This window comes from Bradyrhizobium cosmicum (genome assembly GCF_032290525.1).
Lineage (GTDB): Bacteria > Pseudomonadota > Alphaproteobacteria > Rhizobiales > Xanthobacteraceae > Bradyrhizobium > Bradyrhizobium cosmicum_A.
The window spans coordinates 104,648-120,786 of the sequence record NZ_JASXTA010000009.1 but is presented as its reverse complement, the minus strand read 5'-3'; the positions used below and the strand labels follow the sequence as shown (position 1 = coordinate 120,786).

16 protein-coding genes are annotated in these 16,139 nt (G+C 65.6%); 10 read left to right on the top strand and 6 right to left on the bottom strand.

Annotated features, from left to right (window positions below):
- The first annotated feature begins 33 nt into the window (after positions 1-33).
- Entirely contained in the window at positions 34-393 is a 360-nt protein-coding gene (gene rplT, locus QSV46_RS18135; RefSeq protein ID WP_027561620.1) for a 50S ribosomal protein L20, read from the top strand.
- 11 nt (positions 394-404) lie between these two features.
- Here the strand turns inward: rplT and QSV46_RS18130 are convergent, their stop codons facing one another.
- The gene (locus tag QSV46_RS18130; RefSeq protein ID WP_314953817.1) at positions 405-830 is read right to left on the bottom strand and encodes a hypothetical protein; all 426 of its coding nucleotides are present in this window, start codon (positions 828-830) and stop codon (positions 405-407) included.
- Between the two features lie 149 nt (positions 831-979).
- Between QSV46_RS18130 and pheS the strand changes: the two genes are divergently transcribed.
- The 3 genes from pheS to QSV46_RS18115 are packed head-to-tail and all read left to right on the top strand — an operon-like array spanning position 980 to position 5,291.
- Positions 980-2,062 carry a phenylalanine--tRNA ligase subunit alpha gene (gene pheS, locus QSV46_RS18125; protein ID WP_314953814.1) on the top strand — a complete coding sequence of 361 codons (1,083 nt, stop codon included), beginning with the start codon at positions 980-982 and terminating at the stop codon, positions 2,060-2,062.
- Positions 2,059-4,467, top strand: coding sequence for a phenylalanine--tRNA ligase subunit beta (pheT, locus tag QSV46_RS18120; RefSeq protein ID WP_314953810.1), 2,409 nt, complete (start codon positions 2,059-2,061; stop codon positions 4,465-4,467). Before pheS ends, pheT begins: the two co-directional genes overlap by 4 nt.
- Positions 4,468-4,520: 53 nt before the next feature.
- Positions 4,521-5,291 (top strand): sulfite exporter TauE/SafE family protein, encoded by a 771-nt coding sequence (locus QSV46_RS18115; RefSeq protein WP_314953808.1) that lies wholly within the window; start codon positions 4,521-4,523, stop codon positions 5,289-5,291.
- Between the two features lie 84 nt (positions 5,292-5,375).
- On the opposite strand, the gene QSV46_RS18110 is transcribed toward QSV46_RS18115, so the two are convergent.
- Positions 5,376-6,764 carry a flavin monoamine oxidase family protein gene (locus tag QSV46_RS18110; RefSeq protein WP_314953805.1) on the bottom strand — a complete coding sequence of 463 codons (1,389 nt, stop codon included), beginning with the start codon at positions 6,762-6,764 and terminating at the stop codon, positions 5,376-5,378.
- 192 nt (positions 6,765-6,956) lie between these two features.
- Between QSV46_RS18110 and QSV46_RS18105 the strand changes: the two genes are divergently transcribed.
- A complete protein-coding gene (locus QSV46_RS18105) occupies positions 6,957-7,925 on the top strand; it encodes a YiiX/YebB-like N1pC/P60 family cysteine hydrolase (RefSeq protein ID WP_314953803.1) in 969 nt (322 codons plus the stop codon).
- A gap of 106 nt (positions 7,926-8,031) precedes the next feature.
- Here QSV46_RS18105 and QSV46_RS18100 read toward each other — a convergent pair whose 3' ends face one another.
- Entirely contained in the window at positions 8,032-8,307 is a 276-nt protein-coding gene (locus QSV46_RS18100) for a metal-sensitive transcriptional regulator (protein ID WP_314953801.1), read from the bottom strand.
- A gap of 50 nt (positions 8,308-8,357) precedes the next feature.
- Here QSV46_RS18100 and QSV46_RS18095 point away from each other — a divergent pair, with 50 nt between their 5' ends.
- From QSV46_RS18095 to QSV46_RS18085, 3 genes are all read left to right on the top strand, one after another.
- Entirely contained in the window at positions 8,358-10,796 is a 2,439-nt protein-coding gene (locus QSV46_RS18095) for a heavy metal translocating P-type ATPase (RefSeq protein ID WP_314953796.1), read from the top strand.
- 214 nt (positions 10,797-11,010) lie between these two features.
- Positions 11,011-11,457, top strand: a complete 447-nt coding sequence (gene nikR, locus QSV46_RS18090) for a nickel-responsive transcriptional regulator NikR (RefSeq protein WP_314953794.1) — start codon at positions 11,011-11,013, stop codon at positions 11,455-11,457.
- A gap of 78 nt (positions 11,458-11,535) precedes the next feature.
- Positions 11,536-12,276, top strand: coding sequence for a sulfate transporter family protein (locus QSV46_RS18085; protein ID WP_314953790.1), 741 nt, complete (start codon positions 11,536-11,538; stop codon positions 12,274-12,276).
- 21 nt (positions 12,277-12,297) lie between these two features.
- Here the strand turns inward: QSV46_RS18085 and nth are convergent, their stop codons facing one another.
- Positions 12,298-13,050 (bottom strand): endonuclease III, encoded by a 753-nt coding sequence (gene nth / locus QSV46_RS18080; protein WP_314953787.1) that lies wholly within the window; start codon positions 13,048-13,050, stop codon positions 12,298-12,300.
- A 22-nt stretch (positions 13,051-13,072) separates the two neighbouring features.
- On the opposite strand from nth, the gene QSV46_RS18075 reads away from it, so the two are divergent.
- A complete protein-coding gene (locus QSV46_RS18075) occupies positions 13,073-13,591 on the top strand; it encodes a DUF2244 domain-containing protein (protein ID WP_314953784.1) in 519 nt (172 codons plus the stop codon).
- 57 nt (positions 13,592-13,648) lie between these two features.
- A complete protein-coding gene (locus QSV46_RS18070; protein ID WP_314953781.1) occupies positions 13,649-14,545 on the top strand; it encodes a bifunctional helix-turn-helix domain-containing protein/methylated-DNA--[protein]-cysteine S-methyltransferase in 897 nt (298 codons plus the stop codon).
- Between the two features lie 109 nt (positions 14,546-14,654).
- On the opposite strand, the gene QSV46_RS18065 is transcribed toward QSV46_RS18070, so the two are convergent.
- Together QSV46_RS18065 and dapB are read right to left on the bottom strand one after the other, a co-directional pair.
- Complete coding sequence (locus QSV46_RS18065) at positions 14,655-15,278, bottom strand: 2,3-bisphosphoglycerate-dependent phosphoglycerate mutase (RefSeq protein ID WP_314953779.1); 624 nt, start codon at positions 15,276-15,278, stop codon at positions 14,655-14,657.
- A gap of 18 nt (positions 15,279-15,296) precedes the next feature.
- Positions 15,297-16,112 carry a 4-hydroxy-tetrahydrodipicolinate reductase gene (gene dapB, locus QSV46_RS18060; RefSeq protein ID WP_314953776.1) on the bottom strand — a complete coding sequence of 272 codons (816 nt, stop codon included), beginning with the start codon at positions 16,110-16,112 and terminating at the stop codon, positions 15,297-15,299.
- Positions 16,113-16,139 lie beyond the last annotated feature (27 nt).

Genomic DNA, 16,139 nt, shown 5'->3' with positions numbered 1-16,139 from the left:
CCTAAACCTAAGTCATCTCTGAAGGACTTTGTCATGTCTCGCGTCAAACGCGGTGTGACCGCCCACGCCAAGCACAAGAAAGTCTACAAGGCCGCCAAGGGCTTCTACGGCCGCCGCAAGAACACCATCCGCGCCGCCAAGCCGGCCGTGGAAAAGGCCCAGCAGTACGCTTTCCGTGATCGCAAGCGCAAGAAGCGGACGTTCCGCGCGCTCTGGATCCAGCGCATCAATGCTGCCGTCCGTCCGTTCGGCCTGACCTACAGCCGATTTATCGACGGCATGGCCAAGTCCGGAATCACCGTGGACCGCAAGGTGCTGTCGGATCTCGCGATCAGCGAGCCCGCGGCGTTCCAGGCGATCGCCGAGAAGGCCAAGGCTGCACTCGCGGCCTGATGAGGCCAGCGCTAGCGGGCCTTCGGGCCCGCAGCCTTCAGTGCGCGTTGCGAATAACGTTGCGCGACCTGCGCCCGGCAAAACGCTGCGAACGAAAGATACATGGTGCCGGACTTGTTCCGGTACTTGCCGTCACAGACGCGTATCTCGCGTGTGTAAGCCTGCTTTTGCGCCGTGTTGAGGCCGGGCATGAAGTCCGCCTCGCATTTCTTCTCGACAGCGGCACCGAGATCGACATCGCCGCTCGCAGTCAATTGGCAATCCTGAAACACCTTCATCGCGCTTTCGCAGCTCTTCTGGGTGCTGATGGTCTCGACGACCTCGTCCAGCGTCATCGACTTGTCCATGCAGACCATGGCGCGCGCAGGGGTACCGGCGACGAACAGAACGACGGCGAGAGCGGCAAAAGAAGCAGCAAGGCAGGATCTCGAAAGCATCGCGAAAGTCTCCTCGTACCCCGTTGGTGCCGGGCCCCCGCGTGAGGTTCAACCCAGCCGCTCCAGGCCCGGAATGACGGGCTTTTCGCTTGACGTTACGGCCTTCGGGCGGCGACAACCCAGCCGAATTTAGCAGCAAGGATTTGACTGTGTCCGACCTCGCAACGCTTGAAACGTCCATCCTCGACCAGATCACCGCCGCAGGCGATGAAGCCGCCCTCGAAGCGGTGCGCGTCGCAGCGCTCGGCAAGAAGGGCTCGATCTCGGCGCTGCTTGCCACGCTCGGCAAGATGTCGCCCGACGAGCGCAAGACGCAAGGTGCGGCGATCAACCAGGCCAAGGACAAGGTCACCGAGGCGCTCGCAGCAAAGCGCGACGTCCTGAAGTCGGCGGCGCTCGATGCGCGGCTAGCTTCGGAAACCGTCGACGTCACCTTGCCGCTGCGAGATGCACCGGCTGAAGCCGGCCGCATCCATCCCTTGAGCCAGGTCTGGGACGAGCTGACGACGATCTTCGCCGACATGGGGTTCTCGGTCGCCGAAGGCCCCGATATCGAGACCGACGACTACAATTTCACCAAGCTGAATTTCCCGGAAGGCCATCCCGCGCGCGAGATGCACGACACGTTCTTCTTCCATCCGAAGGAGGACGGCTCGCGCATGCTGCTGCGGACCCACACCTCGCCGGTGCAGGTGCGCACCATGCTGAGCCAGAAGCCGCCGATCCGCGTGATCTGCCCGGGCCGCACCTACCGCATCGATTCGGACGCGACCCACACGCCGCAATTCCACCAGGTCGAAGGCCTCGTCATCGACAAGCATTCGCATCTCGGCCACCTCAAATGGATCCTGCACGAGTTCTGCAAGGCATTCTTCGAGGTCGACCACATCAACATGCGCTTCCGTCCCTCGTTCTTCCCGTTCACCGAGCCGTCGCTGGAAGTCGACATCCAGTGCCGCCGCGACAAGGGCGAGATCCGCTTCGGCGAGGGCGAGGACTGGCTCGAGATTCTCGGCTGCGGCATGGTGCACCCGAACGTGCTGCGCGCCTGCGGCATCGATCCGGACGAGTACCAGGGTTTTGCCTGGGGCATGGGCATCGACCGCATCGCCATGCTGAAATACGGCATCGCCGATCTGCGCCAGCTGTTCGACAGCGACGTCCGCTGGCTGTCCCATTACGGCTTCAAGCCGCTCGAGGTGCCGACGCTGGCGGGAGGGCTGAGCTCGTGAAATTCACCCTCTCCTGGCTGAAGGATCATCTCGAGACCGACGAGCCGCTGGACAAGCTCGCCGACAAGCTCACCATGATCGGGCTCGAGGTCGAGAACATCGAGGACAAGGCGAAGGCGCTCAAGCCCTTCACCATCGCCAGGGTGATCTCGGCCGAGCAGCATCCGAATGCGGACCGGCTGCGCGTCTGCATGGTCGATACCGGGAGCGGTGCTGCGCCGGTGCAGGTCGTGTGCGGCGCGCCGAATGCGCGTGCGGGGCTCGTCAGCGTGTTCTCAGCCCCCGGCACCTACATCCCCGGCAAGGACATCACGCTCAATGTCGGCACCATTCGCGGCGTCGAGAGCCGCGGCATGCTGTGCTCGGCGGCCGAATTGCAGATCTCCAACGACCATGACGGCATCATGGAATTGCCGGCGGATGCGCCTGTTGGCGCTGCTTACGCCGAATGGGCCGGCCTCGGCGATCCCGTGGTCGAGATCAATCTGACGCCGAACCGGCAGGACTGCACTGGCATTCACGGCATCGCGCGCGATCTCGCCGCCGCCGACATGGGCAAGTTCAAGGACCCGACGATCAAGCCGATCAAGGGCGAATTCCCCTGTCCCGTGAAGGTCACGGTCGAGGACGCCACGCTGTGTCCGGGCTTCGCGCTACGCCTCGTGCGCGGCGTGAAGAACGGCCCGTCGCCGGAATGGCTGCAGAAGCGGCTGACCGCGATCGGCCTGCGTCCGATCAACGCGCTGGTCGACATCACCAACTTCATGACCTACGACCGCGCGCGTCCGCTGCACGTGTTCGACGCCAAGAAGGTCAAGGGCAATCTCGTCGTGCGCCGCGCGCGCGACGGCGAGACGCTGCTCGCGCTCGACGGCCGCACCTACAATCTCGACCCCAACACCTGCGTGATCGCGGACGAGCACGGCGTCGAATCGCTTGCCGGCATCATGGGCGGCGAAGCCTCGGGCTGCGACGAGACCACCACCGACGTGCTGATCGAATCGGCGCTGTGGAACGAGATCAACATCGCCCAGACCGGCCGCAAGCTCGGCATCAATTCGGATGCGCGTTATCGTTTTGAGCGCGGTGTCGATCCGGCCTTCATGGTGCTGGGGCTGGAGCTCGCGACGAAACTCGTGATGGAGATGTGCGGCGGCACGCCATCCGAAAACGTCGTGGTCGGTAAGGCCTTTGGCGACGATCGCATCATCGATTTCCCCCTCACCGAGGTCAAGCGCCTGTCCGGCATCGAGGTGCCGCAGCCCGAGATGAAGCGCATCCTGACCCATCTCGGCTTCATGATGGCGGGTCCGGGCCCGGTGGTGAAGATCGCGGTGCCGTCCTGGCGCTCCGACGTGCACGGCAAGGCCGACATCGTCGAGGAAATCGTCCGCATCTACGGCGTCGACAAGGTGCCGATGACGCCGTTCGAGCGCGGCGACGACGCGCGCAAACCGGTGCTGACGCCGCTCCAGCTCCGCACCCGCCGCGCGCGGCGCGCGCTCGCGAGCCGCGGTATCATCGAAGCGGTGACGTGGTCGTTCATCGCCAAAACCGCGGCCGAACTGTTCGGCGGCGGCCAGCGCGAGCTCGAAGTGGCCAACCCGATCGCGTCGGATCTCTCCGATATGCGCCCGACCCTGCTGGCGGGACTGATCGCGGCGGCACAGGCCAATGCGGATCGCGGCTTCGGCGATGTCGCGCTGTTCGAGGTCGGCCAAGTGTTCAGGGGCGACCGCCCGCAGGACCAGTTCATGGCGGCCAGCGGCGTGCGCCGCGGCTTTGCTTCGTCCGAAGGACTCGGCCGTCATTGGACGGGCTCGGCGCACGCCGATGTGTTCGACGCCAAGGCCGACGCGCTCGCGGTGCTCGCTGCGACCGGCGCGCCGATCCAGGCGCTGCAGATCGTCGCCGGCGGACCGGCATGGCTGCATCCGGGCCGCTCCGGCACGATCCAGATCGGGCCGCAGAACGTGCTCGGCACTTTCGGTGAGGTGCACCCCCGTGCGCTCGAGGCGCTCGGCGCCGACGGTCCGCTGGTGGTGTTCGAGGTGATTCTGGACCGCATCCCCGAGGCGAAGAAGAAGCCGACGCGCGCCAAGCCCGTGATCGAGCTGTCGGCGTTCCAGCCGGTGTCGCGCGATTTTGCTTTCATCGTCGATCGTGCCGTGAAGGCCGGCGACATTGTCCGTGCCGCGCAGGGCGTCGACAAGAAGCTGATCACCGGCGTCAACGTCTTCGACGTCTATGAAGGCAAGGGCATCGATGACGGCAAGAAGTCGGTCGCGATCGCAGTGACGCTCCAGCCGCGCGAGAAGACCCTGACCGACCAGGAGATCGAGGCCGTCGCGGCGAAGGTCGTGGCCGAGGTGACGAAGAAGACCGGCGGTACGTTGAGAGCATGATGGCGAAAAGTGCGAAACGGTTTTCGGACAACATCATGCTCCAGAAATAAAGCATGACCCTTGCGGACTTCCTCCCGAAGGACGTCAGCCTCACCGTTGCGACGGCGCTCTGCGCCGTCGCTTTCGTTTCGGGTACCGCGCGCGGCTTCTCCGGCTTCGGCTCGGCACTGATTTTCATGCCGCTGGCGAGCAGCATCGCTGCGCCCCGGCTGGTTGCCGCGCTGCTCCTCGTCATCGATTTCGTCGCGGCCGCGCCGCTGCTGCCCGACGCATGGCGCAAGGCGGATCGCAGGGCCACCGCGGTGATCGTGTTCGGCGCGCTGGTCGGCGTGCCCGTCGGCACTTATTTCCTCAGCGTGCTCGAGCCCGTCACCACGCGCTGGATCATCTCCTGCTTCGTCGCGGCACTCCTGCTGCTGCTGCTGTCGGGCTGGCGCTATCGCGGCAAGGACCACGCCTGGCTCTCGGTCGGCATCGGCGGCCTCTCCGGCTTCTGCAGCGGCCTCGCACAGACCGGCGGCCCGCCGATTGTCGGCTACTGGCTCGGCCGTCCCGTCGCGCCGATCGTCGCGCGCGCCAACATCGTGCTGTTCTTCGGCGCCTCGGATTTCTTCTCGATGGTCAGCTACGCGACGACAGGCCTGATTTCACGGGAATCGCTGGTGCTCTCGCTGATCGTCGGCCCGGTCTATGCGATCGGCGTTGCGTTCGGCGCCTCGCTGTTCGGACGCGCCAGCGAGAAGGTGTTTCGCGGCATCTGTTACGCGCTGATCGCGATGGCTGTCATCGCCGGACTGCCGGCGCTGGACCGAATTTTGCGCTGAACCATCCTCGTCGTCCCGGGCAAGCGCGCCTCAAGCGCGCGCAGATCCGGGACGACAGCGAAGATTGTTGCGGGCTGAATTGCGCTACGGCCGCGGCGCGCGGCGCTTCTTGGTCGATTGCGTCGGCACGTCGGCTGGCTCGTCCTTGAGCGCGCCGATCTTGCGCAGCGCTGCGTCCGCGGCGCGTTCGCCGCTTTCCCAGGCGCCATCGACGGTGCCCCATAGCGTCTCGTGCGTGGCTTCGCCGGCCAGGAACAGGTTGCCGATCGGCTCCGCCAAAATCCTTCGCGAGAGTTGACCGCCGGGCGAGGCCGCCGACATCGCGCCCATCACGAAGGGCGAGGCATTCCAGCGCGTCGCGCTGGCCTTCTGCACGGCGGCCGCAGCCTCGCTGCCGAACAGTTTCGTGATCCACTCCCTGGCGAAGGCGATCATCGCCTTCTCGCCCTGCCCTGAGAGATCGCGGCCGAACGAGCCGCCGACGTCGATCGAGCACAGCGAGGAGCCGCCGATATTGGCGAGCATCAGCGCCGTGCGGGTCGAATTGCTCTGCTCGATGAGAATGTCGTCGCGCGAGAGCCCGAGCGGATTGCCCGGCAGTTGCAGCACGATGTGATCGTAGCTGCCGAGCGTGAGCTTTGCGGCGGCATCGAGCGCGCGCTTGGGAATATCGGGCCCGAACTTGATCGCGCCCGATGTCAGCACATTGGTCGAGACCGTGACGATGACCGCACGGGCGGCGATCTTGCCGGATGCGGTCTCCACGCTGACGTCGCGATTGCTCCAGACGATGCGGCTCGCCGGTGTCGACAACGCGACCGGCACCGGCTCACCGAGCCGGTTGATCAGCGTGCCCAAGCCTTGGCGGCAGGCGATAGCGGCGTTGCGGTCCTGCGCGCGCGCCTTGTCGATCGCCGACAGCTCTTTCAGGTCCTTGCCGGCAAAGCTCGCGCCGAGCACGAACTCGGCCGCACCGGCCCAGTCGCCGAGATCCTTCGGCAGCACCGAGCCGCAGGCTGTATCGAGCTTGCCGCGCCCGGCCTCGTCGATGGCGCGGTTGGCGCGTACCAGCGCGGCGAGAAACTCTTCGGTCTCGCCGGCGCGCGCATTGCGGCGGCCGACGCGCATCTTCTGGCCTGACGGCGCCGGCAGCACGTCGAGCCCGGCGCTGCGCGCCAGCCGGATCATCGGATTGGTCTCCGGATTGTGCATCCAGCGCGCGCCTCGATCGAACGGCACTTCGAAGGTCGTCGTGTCCGTAATACAGCGGCCGCCGACCTGCGCGGCGGCCTCCACCACCGCGACCGTGCGATTGGCCGCCATGATGCGCCGCGCTGCAGCGATGCCGGCTGCGCCGGCGCCGATCACGACGATGTCCGCCTCGCGCGGCGGGGCCGCGGCGGTGGCGCGCAGGACCGGCATCGCGGCTACGGCCGCCGACGCCGACAGGAAACCGCGGCGCGTGATTGTCATGTCATGGTTTCCGGGGACTTGCGGCGAACAGGAACAGCTAGCGAACCTTGCCGCATCCGATGTTGCGCAGCAACCATCATGGTAAATCAATCGTGCTTGATCTCACAGAGTGATGAACCGAATTGCAAGACGTTTCGACCATGATAGAAAAGGGAAAAAGACGGCCGGAAAAGGCCGTGGGGGGAGTTTGAAATGGGGACGGTCCTGGACTCAGTCGGCAAGTTGATCGCCGCGTACCTCTCGAAGGAGGTGCCGGGCTACGAGCCGTTCACGCCGAGCGACCCCGAGCATCTGCGCGGCGTGATCGAGCCGGGCGACGTGCTGCTGGTCGAGGGCAACAACCGCATCTCCGGCATCATCAAATATCTGACGCAGTCGACCTGGTCCCACGGCGCGCTTTATGTCGGCCCAATCGAGGGTGCGCAGGAGCCCGACGGCGAGCCGCATGTGCTGATCGAGGCCAATATCGGCGAAGGCGTCACCTCCGCGCCGCTGTCGAAATATTTCCCCTATCACACCCGCCTCTGCCGCCCGGTCGGGCTGTCCTACGAGGACCGCACCACGGTCTGCCGCTATGCCATCAACCGCATCGGCTTCGGTTACGACACCAAGAACATCGTCGACCTGATGCGCTTCCTGTTTCCGCTGCCGATCCCCCAGCGCTGGCGGCGCCGCATGATCGCGATCGGCTCGGGTGATCCCACTAAGATCATCTGCTCGGCGCTGATCGCGCAGGCGTTCGACGCCGTGCGCTACCCGATCCTGCCGAAGATCACCAAGGCCGGCAGCCGGGCGGCGCGCCGCGAAATCCTGCACATCCGCGATTCCTCGCTCTACATGCCCCGCGACTTCGACATCTCGCCCTATTTCGAAGTCGTCAAACCCACCATCGTGCACGGCTTCGACTACACAGCCCTGCACTGGGCCGACAAGCAAAAGCCGCTCGAGGAGGTAGCGGGCTCATTCGGGGTGTTTCCAGAAACGCTCGGTGCGCCGCCGCTCGTTCCTGAGACGGCTGACGAAAAGGCGCCGGATGAAATTTCGGCTGAGAAAGTGATGCGTGAGGCGGCTGCGGAGATGAGCGTCGCCTTCTCCGAGCATTTCGTGCTGCTGAACGAGCTCGCGATGAACCGCGCGCGGGCGCGGGAGATGGCAGCTTAAGGCATCACTCTCGCCACCGTCATTGCGAGGAGCGGAGCGACGAAGCAAATCCAGAGATCCACCGCGATGGGATTCTGGATTGCTTCGCTTGCAATGACGAAGAGACCTACCGCTCCGCGCGCCCGATGACCGCCATCAGCTCCGCGATCTTGTCGCGCTGATCCGCCTTGTCGCCGCTGGCAATGGCGTGCTCGACGCAATGGGCGACGTGATCCTTCAGAATCTCTTCCTCGACCCGGCGTAGCGCGGCGCGCACCGCCGAGATCTGCGTCACGACGTCGATGCAATAGCGGTCCTCCTCGACCATTTTCGAGAGGCCGCGAACCTGTCCCTCGATCCGGCCGAGGCGTTTTCCGACGGATGCCTTGATGACCTTGCGCATGCGCCCTATATACCCCCCCAGGGTATGCGTTGCAAGACCGGAGCATGGCAATGAACGAGGCCGAACACGGGCACCATCACAACCCGGAAACACATTCCGGCTGCGGCTGTTCCACCAAGGCCGCTCCGCCCGCCGACAAGCCCGCGGCTTCCCGCTGCGGCGGGCACCGCGATCACGCGCATGACCATGGCGAGGCCGCGACAAAAGTCGTCGATCCGGTCTGCGGCATGATGGTGGATCCTGCGACCTCGAAGCATCGCTTCGAGCATCGCGGCCAGACCTTCCATTTCTGCTCGGCCGGCTGCCGCACCAAATTCGCCGCCGATCCCGAGAAATATCTCGCCACGGATAAGGCGAGCGAGCCCGAGATGCCCGCGGGGACGATCTACACCTGCCCGATGCATCCGCAGATCCGCCAGGTCGGACCCGGCAGCTGCCCGATCTGCGGCATGGCGCTGGAGCCGGAAGTCGCGAGCCTGGAGACCGGGCCCAATCCCGAGCTTGCCGACATGACGCTGCGGTTCTGGATCGGTGGCGCGCTGGCCGTGCCGCCGGTGGTGCTGGAGATGGGCGGTCATCTCGTCGGCCCGCACAGCTGGATCGATCCGACGCTGTCGAACTGGATCCAACTCGTTTTCGCCACCCCCGTCGTGCTGTGGGCCGGCTGGCCGTTCTTCGTCCGCGGCTGGCAGTCGCTGCTGACGCGCAACCTCAACATGTTCACGCTGATCGCGATGGGCACCGGCGTTGCCTATGTCTACAGCCTGATCGGCACCATCGCGCCGCAGATCTTCCCCGCTACGTTCCGCGGCCATGAGGGCGCGGTTGCCGTCTATTTCGAAGCCGCCGCCGTCATCACCGTACTGGTGCTGCTCGGTCAGGTGCTGGAGCTGCGCGCCCGCGATGCCACGTCGGGCGCGATCAAGGCGCTGCTGCAGCTCGCCCCGAAAACCGCGCGCCGCGTCGAGCCTGATGGCAGCGAGCATGAGGTCGAGATCGACACGCTCCATGCCGGCGATCGCCTGCGCGTGCGCCCCGGCGAGAAAGTGCCGGTCGACGGCAACATCCTGGAGGGTCGCTCCTCGCTCGACGAATCCCTCGTAACCGGCGAATCCATGCCCGTTACCAAAGAGGTCGACGCCAAAGTGATCGCCGGCACGCTCAACCAGTCCGGCAGCTTCATCATGCGCGCCGAGAAGGTCGGACGTGAGACGCTGTTGTCGCAGATCGTGCAGATGGTCGCCGACGCCCAGCGCTCGCGCGCGCCGATCCAGCGGCTTGCCGACCAGGTCGCGGGCTGGTTCGTGCCGGCCGTGATCATCGTTGCCGTCGCTGCATTTGCGGCGTGGGCCTGGTTCGGCCCGGAGCCGCGGGTCGCGTTCGGTCTCGTCGCCGCTGTCAGCGTGCTGATCATCGCCTGCCCCTGCGCGCTCGGGCTTGCCACTCCGATGTCGATCATGGTCGGCGTCGGCCGTGGCGCGCAGGCGGGCGTGCTGATCAAGAACGCCGAGGCGCTGGAGCGGATGGAGAAGATCGACACGCTCGTGGTCGACAAGACCGGTACGCTGACCGAGGGCAAGCCGAAGGTGGTCGCGATCGTCCCGGCCTCCGGCTTTACGGAAGACGGCATCCTTCGCCTCGCCGCCAGCGTCGAGCGCGCCAGCGAGCATCCGCTCGCCGATGCCATCGTGCGCGCGGCCAAGGAGAAGCAGCTCACACCCGGCCAGGTCGAGCAGTTCGATTCGCCGACGGGCAAGGGCGCGACCGGCAGGGTCGACGGCAAGACCATCGTGCTCGGCAACGCAAGGTATCTGTCGTCGATCGGGATCGACACCGGGGCACTCGACACCGAAGCCGAACGGCTGCGTGGCGACGGCGCAACGGTCATCAACATGGCCGTCGACGGCGCGATCGCCGGCCTGTTCGCGATCGCCGACCCGGTCAAGGCCTCGACCCCGGAGGCGCTGAAGGCGCTCGCGGCTGAAGGTATCAAGGTGATCATGCTGACCGGCGACAACCGCACCACGGCGGAGGCAGTGGCGCGCCGGCTCGGGATCGCCGAGGTCGAGGCCGAGGTGCTGCCGGACCAGAAGAGCGCGGTGGTGACGAAGCTGCAAAAGGCCGGGCGCAGCGTCGCGATGGCCGGCGACGGCGTCAACGACGCGCCGGCGCTGGCTGCGGCCGAAGTCGGCATCGCCATGGGTACCGGCACGGATGTCGCGATGGAGAGCGCCGGCGTCACCCTGCTCAAAGGCGATCTCACCGGCATCGTGCGCGCCCGAAAACTGTCGCAGGCGACGATGAGCAACATCCGGCAAAACCTGTTCTTCGCCTTCATCTATAACGCCGCGGGCATTCCGATCGCGGCCGGCATCCTCTATCCGGCGTTCGGCGTGCTGCTCTCGCCGATCATCGCGGCAGCGGCAATGGCGCTGTCCTCGGTCAGCGTGGTCGGAAATGCGCTGCGGCTTCGCGCGACGCGGCTGTGAGACGATGGTGCGCTCTCCCTCGCCCGTTCTTACGGGGCCGAGACGAGCTTCGCTCGCTCTGAGAGGGTCGGGGTGAGGGGTTTCTCCGCGACGACGGTAAGCGTTGCGTTCGCGGAGAGTCCCCCTCACCCGGAATCCGAGCTACGCTTGAATTCCGGCCTCTCCCCGCAAGCGGGGCGAGGCAAGAAAGAGCGGTACGCGCGGAGGGGACCTGATGCAGCGAATTACGATCACGATCGAGGACGACCTGCTGGCCGAGATTGATGCTGCGGCCGAAGCGCGCGGCTATCAGAACCGCTCCGAGATCATCCGCGACCTCGCCCGCGCTGGCCTGCAACAAAGTACCGAGGGCACCGCGCAGACCGGTCGATGTGTCGCCGGCCTCGTCTATGTCTACGACCACGCCGCGCGCGATCTGTCAAAGCGGCTGGTGCAGGAATTCCACGGCCATCACGACCTCGCGCTGGCGACGCTGCATGTCCATCTCGACGACAACCATTGCATGGAGATGACCGCACTGCGCGGCGACGCCGGCGAGGTCAGGCATTTCGCCGACCACATCATCGCCGAACGCGGCGTGCGTTATGGGCGTGTGGTGATGATTCCGACAGGTGAGGGGAAACATGTAAAGGCGCGGAAGCACGGGCATAGACATGAATAGCCTCGGACTTGTCGCGACCCTTGCCGAAACCACCTGGCATGTCTAACTCTCGCCGAGAGTTTCCTGAGAGGTGCTGCCATGCTGGATGCCGCCATCAAGGCGCTGTCGCAAATGATGTCGCCGGCGATGCGCTCGATCCTGTGGCGCTCGATCGGCGTTGCGCTGGTGCTGATCACCGTGCTGGCGGTCGGCCTGCAGCGGCTGCTCAGCTGGTTTGCGACCTCTGGCGAGGTCTGGCTGGAGGGCCTGCTCGGTCCGGGCTGGCACTCCTCGCTCGAGGTCTTGTCCTGGATCGTCTCGATCGCGGCGGGCCTCGGCGTCGTGTTCGGCGGCGTGTTCCTGATGCCTGCGATCACCTCGCTGGTGGCGAGCCTGTTCGTCGACGACGTCGCCGACATCGTCGAGCGCGAGCACTATCCGGCCGAGCGTCCCGGCGTTGCGCTGCCGCTCGGCCAGGCGATCTACGAGGGCGTCAAGACCGCGTTGCTGACGATCGTAGTCTATCTGATCGCGCTGCCGCTGGTCCTTTTCGCCGGCGCCGGTTTCCTGATCTTTTTCCTCGCCACGGCGTGGCTGCTGGGGCGCGAATATTTCGAGCTCGCCGCGATGCGCTTCCGCTCGCCGGAGGAAGCCAAGGCGATGCGGCGCGACAATGCCGCGACCATCTTCACCGCCGGTCTCTTCATCGCCGCCTTCGTCTCGATCCCGATCGTGAATCTGGCGACGCCGATCTTCGCCATGGCCTTCATGGTCCATATGCACAAGCGGCTATCAGGACCCCGGCCCGAGCTGATCGAGCCGGCGCGGCAGATGCGGTGACGACGACCGGCGCGGCACCGCTCAGACCGTCCTCTCCGGCCACCGGCAGAGATCGTTGATCAGACAGACGTCGCAGCGCGGCTTGCGCGCGAGGCAAGTATAGCGGCCGTGCAGGATCAGCCAGTGATGGGCATGCAGCATGAACTCCGCGGGGATCACCTTTTCGAGACCGAGCTCGACCTCCAGCGGCGTCTTGCCGGGCGCGATGCCGGTGCGGTTGCCGACGCGGAAGACATGCGTATCCACCGCCATGGTGTGCTCGCCGAAGGCCATGTTGAGCACGACATTGGCGGTCTTGCGCCCGGCGCCCGGCAGCGACTCGATCTCGGCGCGGGTGCGCGGCACCTCGCCGCCGAATTCGCTGAGCACTTTTGCCGACAGCGCAATGACGTTCCTGGCCTTGGTGCGATAGAGGCCGATGGTCTTGATGTACTCGCGCAAGCGCTCTTCGCCCAGGTCGAGCATCTTCTGCGGGGTGTCGGCGACCTCGAACAACGCGCGCGTCGCCTTGTTGACGCCGGCGTCGGTGGCCTGCGCCGACAGCACCACGGCGACCAGCAGCGTGAACGGATTGATGTGCTCGAGCTCGCCTTTCGGCTCCGGATTGGCCTTGCGGAAGCGGCTGAAGACCTCGTGGACCTCGGCTGGCGTCCAGGGTTTTGTAACTTTGAGCGATTTCTTGGCAGGCGCTTTCGGCTTCGCGACAGCCGCCTTTGCCTTTTTCTTCGGCACGGCGGCTTTGCGCGGGGCCGGCTTGCGGGTGATTTTCGCCATGATCGGGATATACTGAGGGACGATGAGCCCAGGCAACGAAATTGCGCGCGAGAACGAACCGCAAATCTTCTCTGCGCTGCTGACGCCGCACCGCTCGCTGAACCGCACCGGATTCCTCGCCGTGATGCTGTTCCTGAGCGTCGTCAGCTTTGCCACGGGCCTCGTCTTTCTGATGATGGGGGCGTGGCCGGTGCTCGGCTTTTTCGGCCTCGACGTGCTGGTGATCTGGTGGGCCTTCAAGGCCAATTTCCGCACCGCGCGGGCGCGCGAGGAGATTACGGTCACGACGTCTGAATTGCGCGTGCGGCGGATCAGCCCCCGCGGAGAGGTCGCCGAATGGACGTTCAATCCGCTCTGGGTCCGCCTCGACATGGAAGTCGACGAGGACTTTGGCATCGAGCATCTCTATCTGATCTCGCGGGGCCACCAGATCCAGCTCGCCGGTTTCCTGGGGCCTGACGGAAAAGCAAGTTTTTACAAAGGCTTGGTTGAGGCGCTGAACGCGGCGAAGCGCGGCCCGACCTACAATCCGATCACCTGATCGTCGAGGTCGGAAATCGGGTGGTTTGGGGCCGGTACCGCGCCTACATTTCCGCTCATGATGACACTCGCCATACATGACCAGCGCCTGGCCAAGCCGGGCCCCCAGAACGCCGCACTGCGCGACTATGATTCAGTGCGCCGGGCGATCGCGTTCATTTCGGAGAACTGGCGCACGCAGCCGGCCATCGAAGCGATGGCCGATGCGGCCGGCGTCACGCCGGATGAGCTGCACCATCTGTTCCGCCGCTGGGCCTCGATCACGCCGAAGGCTTTCATGCAGGCGCTCACCCTCGACCATGCGAAGGGCCTGCTGCGGGACTCCGCGAGCATCCTCGACGCGGCGCTCGACTCAGGGCTCTCGGGTCCGGGCCGGCTGCACGATCTCTTCGTCACCCATGAAGCGATGTCGCCGGGCGAATGGAAGAACGGTGGCGCGGGACTGACGCTGCGCTATGGCTTCCATCCCTCGCCGTTCGGCACGGCGATCGTGATCGCCACCGGCCGCGGCCTGTCGGGCCTCGCCTTTGCCGATCCTGGCGAGGAACAGGTGGCGCTTGCCGACATGACGCGACGATGGCGGAACGCAACATACGTCGAGGATCACGAAGGTACCGCACCATTGGCGCAGCGCATCTTCGACACAAAACTGTGGCGGCCGGACCAGCCGCTGCGCGTGGTGATGATCGGCACCGATTTCGAGGTCCGGGTATGGGAGACGCTGCTGAAGATCCCGATGGGCCGCGCGGTGTCTTATTCGGACATCGCCTGCAAGATCAACAGCCCGAAGGCCTCGCGTGCCGTCGGTGCCGCCGTCGGCAAGAATCCGGTCTCGTTCGTCGTGCCCTGCCACCGCGCGCTCGGCAAGAGCGGCACGCTGACCGGCTATCACTGGGGCGTCACCCGCAAGCAGGCGATGCTCGGCTGGGAGGCCGGGCAATTGGGGATGCAGTAGGCGAGCTACCGTAGGGTGGGCAAAGCGAAGCGTGCCCACCATGCATCGGCGATCGCGGAAGAATGGTGGGCACGGCGCTACGCGCCTTTGCCCACCCTACGGGATCGTATTATCCCGCCAGATCCAGCTTCGAGGCCACCGTCGAATCCGCATTGAGCCGGTAGATGATCGGCACGCCGGTCGCGAGTTCGCGCTTCAGAATGCCTTCGGGCGAGAGCTTTTCCAGCACCATGATCAGCGCGCGCAGCGAATTGCCGTGGGCGGCGACCAGCGTGCGCTTGCCGTTGAGCACGGCGGGCAAAATCTCCTGCACGTAATAAGGCAGCGCACGCGCGAGCGTGTCCTTCAGGCTTTCGCCGCCGGGCGGCGGCACGTCGTAGGAGCGGCGCCAGATCAGCACCTGGTCCTCGCCCCATTTCTTGCGGGCGTCGTCCTTGTTGAGGCCGGAGAGATCGCCGTAGTCGCGCTCGTTCAGGGCGAGGTCCTTCGAGGTCGGCAGGCCCTTCTGATCGAGCTCGCCAAGGATGAGATCGAGCGTGTGCTGCGCGCGCGTCAGCACGGAGGTGTAAGCGACGTCGAACACGAGGCCCTGCGCCTTCAGCTTGCGGCCGGCTTCGCTGGCTTCCTTCACGCCGAGCTCGGTGAGATCAGGATCCTTCCACCCCGTGAACAGGTTCTTCAGATTCCATTCGCTCTGGCCGTGGCGCACGAGCACGAGAAGACGTTCGCTCATCAACTGCTTTCCGTTTTTTCAGATGTCGGACAGGCCGAGCACGTCGGCCATGGAGTAGTGCCCCGGCTTCTTGCCCTGCGCCCACAGTGCTGCCTTCAGCGCGCCGTGTGCGAACAGCATGCGGTCCTCGGCCTGATGCGACAGCGTCAGGCGCTCGAACGGACCGAGGAAGGTGACGCTGTGATCGCCGGCCACGGTGCCGCCGCGCAGCGAGGCAAAGCCGATGGCACCGGGCTTGCGCGCACCGGTGATGCCGTCGCGACCGCGTTCCGAATGCTCGTCGAGCGCGATGCCGCGGCCGCTTGCTGCCGCCTGGCCCAGCATCAGCGCGGTGCCGGAGGGCGCGTCGATCTTCATGCGGTGATGCGTTTCCACGACTTCGATGTCGAAGCTTTCGTCGAGCGCCTTGGCGACACGCTTGACCACCGCGGCCAGCAGATTGACGCCGAGGCTCATATTGCCGGACTGCACCACGACCGCGCGATTGGTGACGCTCTTGATCACCGCGTTGTCGGAACCCGACAAGCCCGTCGTGCCGATGACGTGGACGAGGCCGCGCTCGGCCGCGATCGCGACATTGGCCAGGGTCGCCGCCGGCACAGTGAAATCGAGGATGCCATCGGCATCCTTCGCCATTGCCCAGAGGTCGCCGGAGAGCTTGATGCCATTGGCCGGCAGGCCCGCGAGCACGCCGGCATCCTTGCCGAGCAGCTCCGAGCCCGGCGCCTCCAGCGCGCCCGCCAGCACCGCGCCTTTGCTCTCGGCAATCGCCCGCGTCAGCGTGCGGCCCATCCGGCCGCCGGCTCCTGCAACAATCAAGCGCATGTCGGACATGGTTCACCCTCTCCACGCCCTATAGCG

Excerpts from the sequence above, each read along its gene's own strand:
- QSV46_RS18075 (WP_314953784.1), top strand. The coding sequence starts at position 13,073 with ATGAGCCCAGGCAACGAAATTGCGCGCGAGAACGAACCGCAAATCTTC.
- QSV46_RS18065 (WP_314953779.1), bottom strand. The coding sequence starts at position 15,278 with ATGAGCGAACGTCTTCTCGTGCTCGTGCGCCACGGCCAGAGCGAATGG.
- dapB (WP_314953776.1), bottom strand. The coding sequence starts at position 16,112 with ATGTCCGACATGCGCTTGATTGTTGCAGGAGCCGGCGGCCGGATGGGC.
- QSV46_RS18070 (WP_314953781.1), top strand. The coding sequence starts at position 13,649 with ATGATGACACTCGCCATACATGACCAGCGCCTGGCCAAGCCGGGCCCC.
- QSV46_RS18110 (WP_314953805.1), bottom strand. The coding sequence starts at position 6,764 with ATGACAATCACGCGCCGCGGTTTCCTGTCGGCGTCGGCGGCCGTAGCC.
- QSV46_RS18130 (WP_314953817.1), bottom strand. The coding sequence starts at position 830 with ATGCTTTCGAGATCCTGCCTTGCTGCTTCTTTTGCCGCTCTCGCCGTC.
- rplT (WP_027561620.1), top strand. The coding sequence starts at position 34 with ATGTCTCGCGTCAAACGCGGTGTGACCGCCCACGCCAAGCACAAGAAA.
- QSV46_RS18095 (WP_314953796.1), top strand. The coding sequence starts at position 8,358 with ATGAACGAGGCCGAACACGGGCACCATCACAACCCGGAAACACATTCC.
- QSV46_RS18085 (WP_314953790.1), top strand. The coding sequence starts at position 11,536 with ATGCTGGATGCCGCCATCAAGGCGCTGTCGCAAATGATGTCGCCGGCG.
- nth (WP_314953787.1), bottom strand. The coding sequence starts at position 13,050 with ATGGCGAAAATCACCCGCAAGCCGGCCCCGCGCAAAGCCGCCGTGCCG.
- QSV46_RS18105 (WP_314953803.1), top strand. The coding sequence starts at position 6,957 with ATGGGGACGGTCCTGGACTCAGTCGGCAAGTTGATCGCCGCGTACCTC.
- nikR (WP_314953794.1), top strand. The coding sequence starts at position 11,011 with ATGCAGCGAATTACGATCACGATCGAGGACGACCTGCTGGCCGAGATT.
- QSV46_RS18115 (WP_314953808.1), top strand. The coding sequence starts at position 4,521 with ATGACCCTTGCGGACTTCCTCCCGAAGGACGTCAGCCTCACCGTTGCG.
- QSV46_RS18100 (WP_314953801.1), bottom strand. The coding sequence starts at position 8,307 with ATGCGCAAGGTCATCAAGGCATCCGTCGGAAAACGCCTCGGCCGGATC.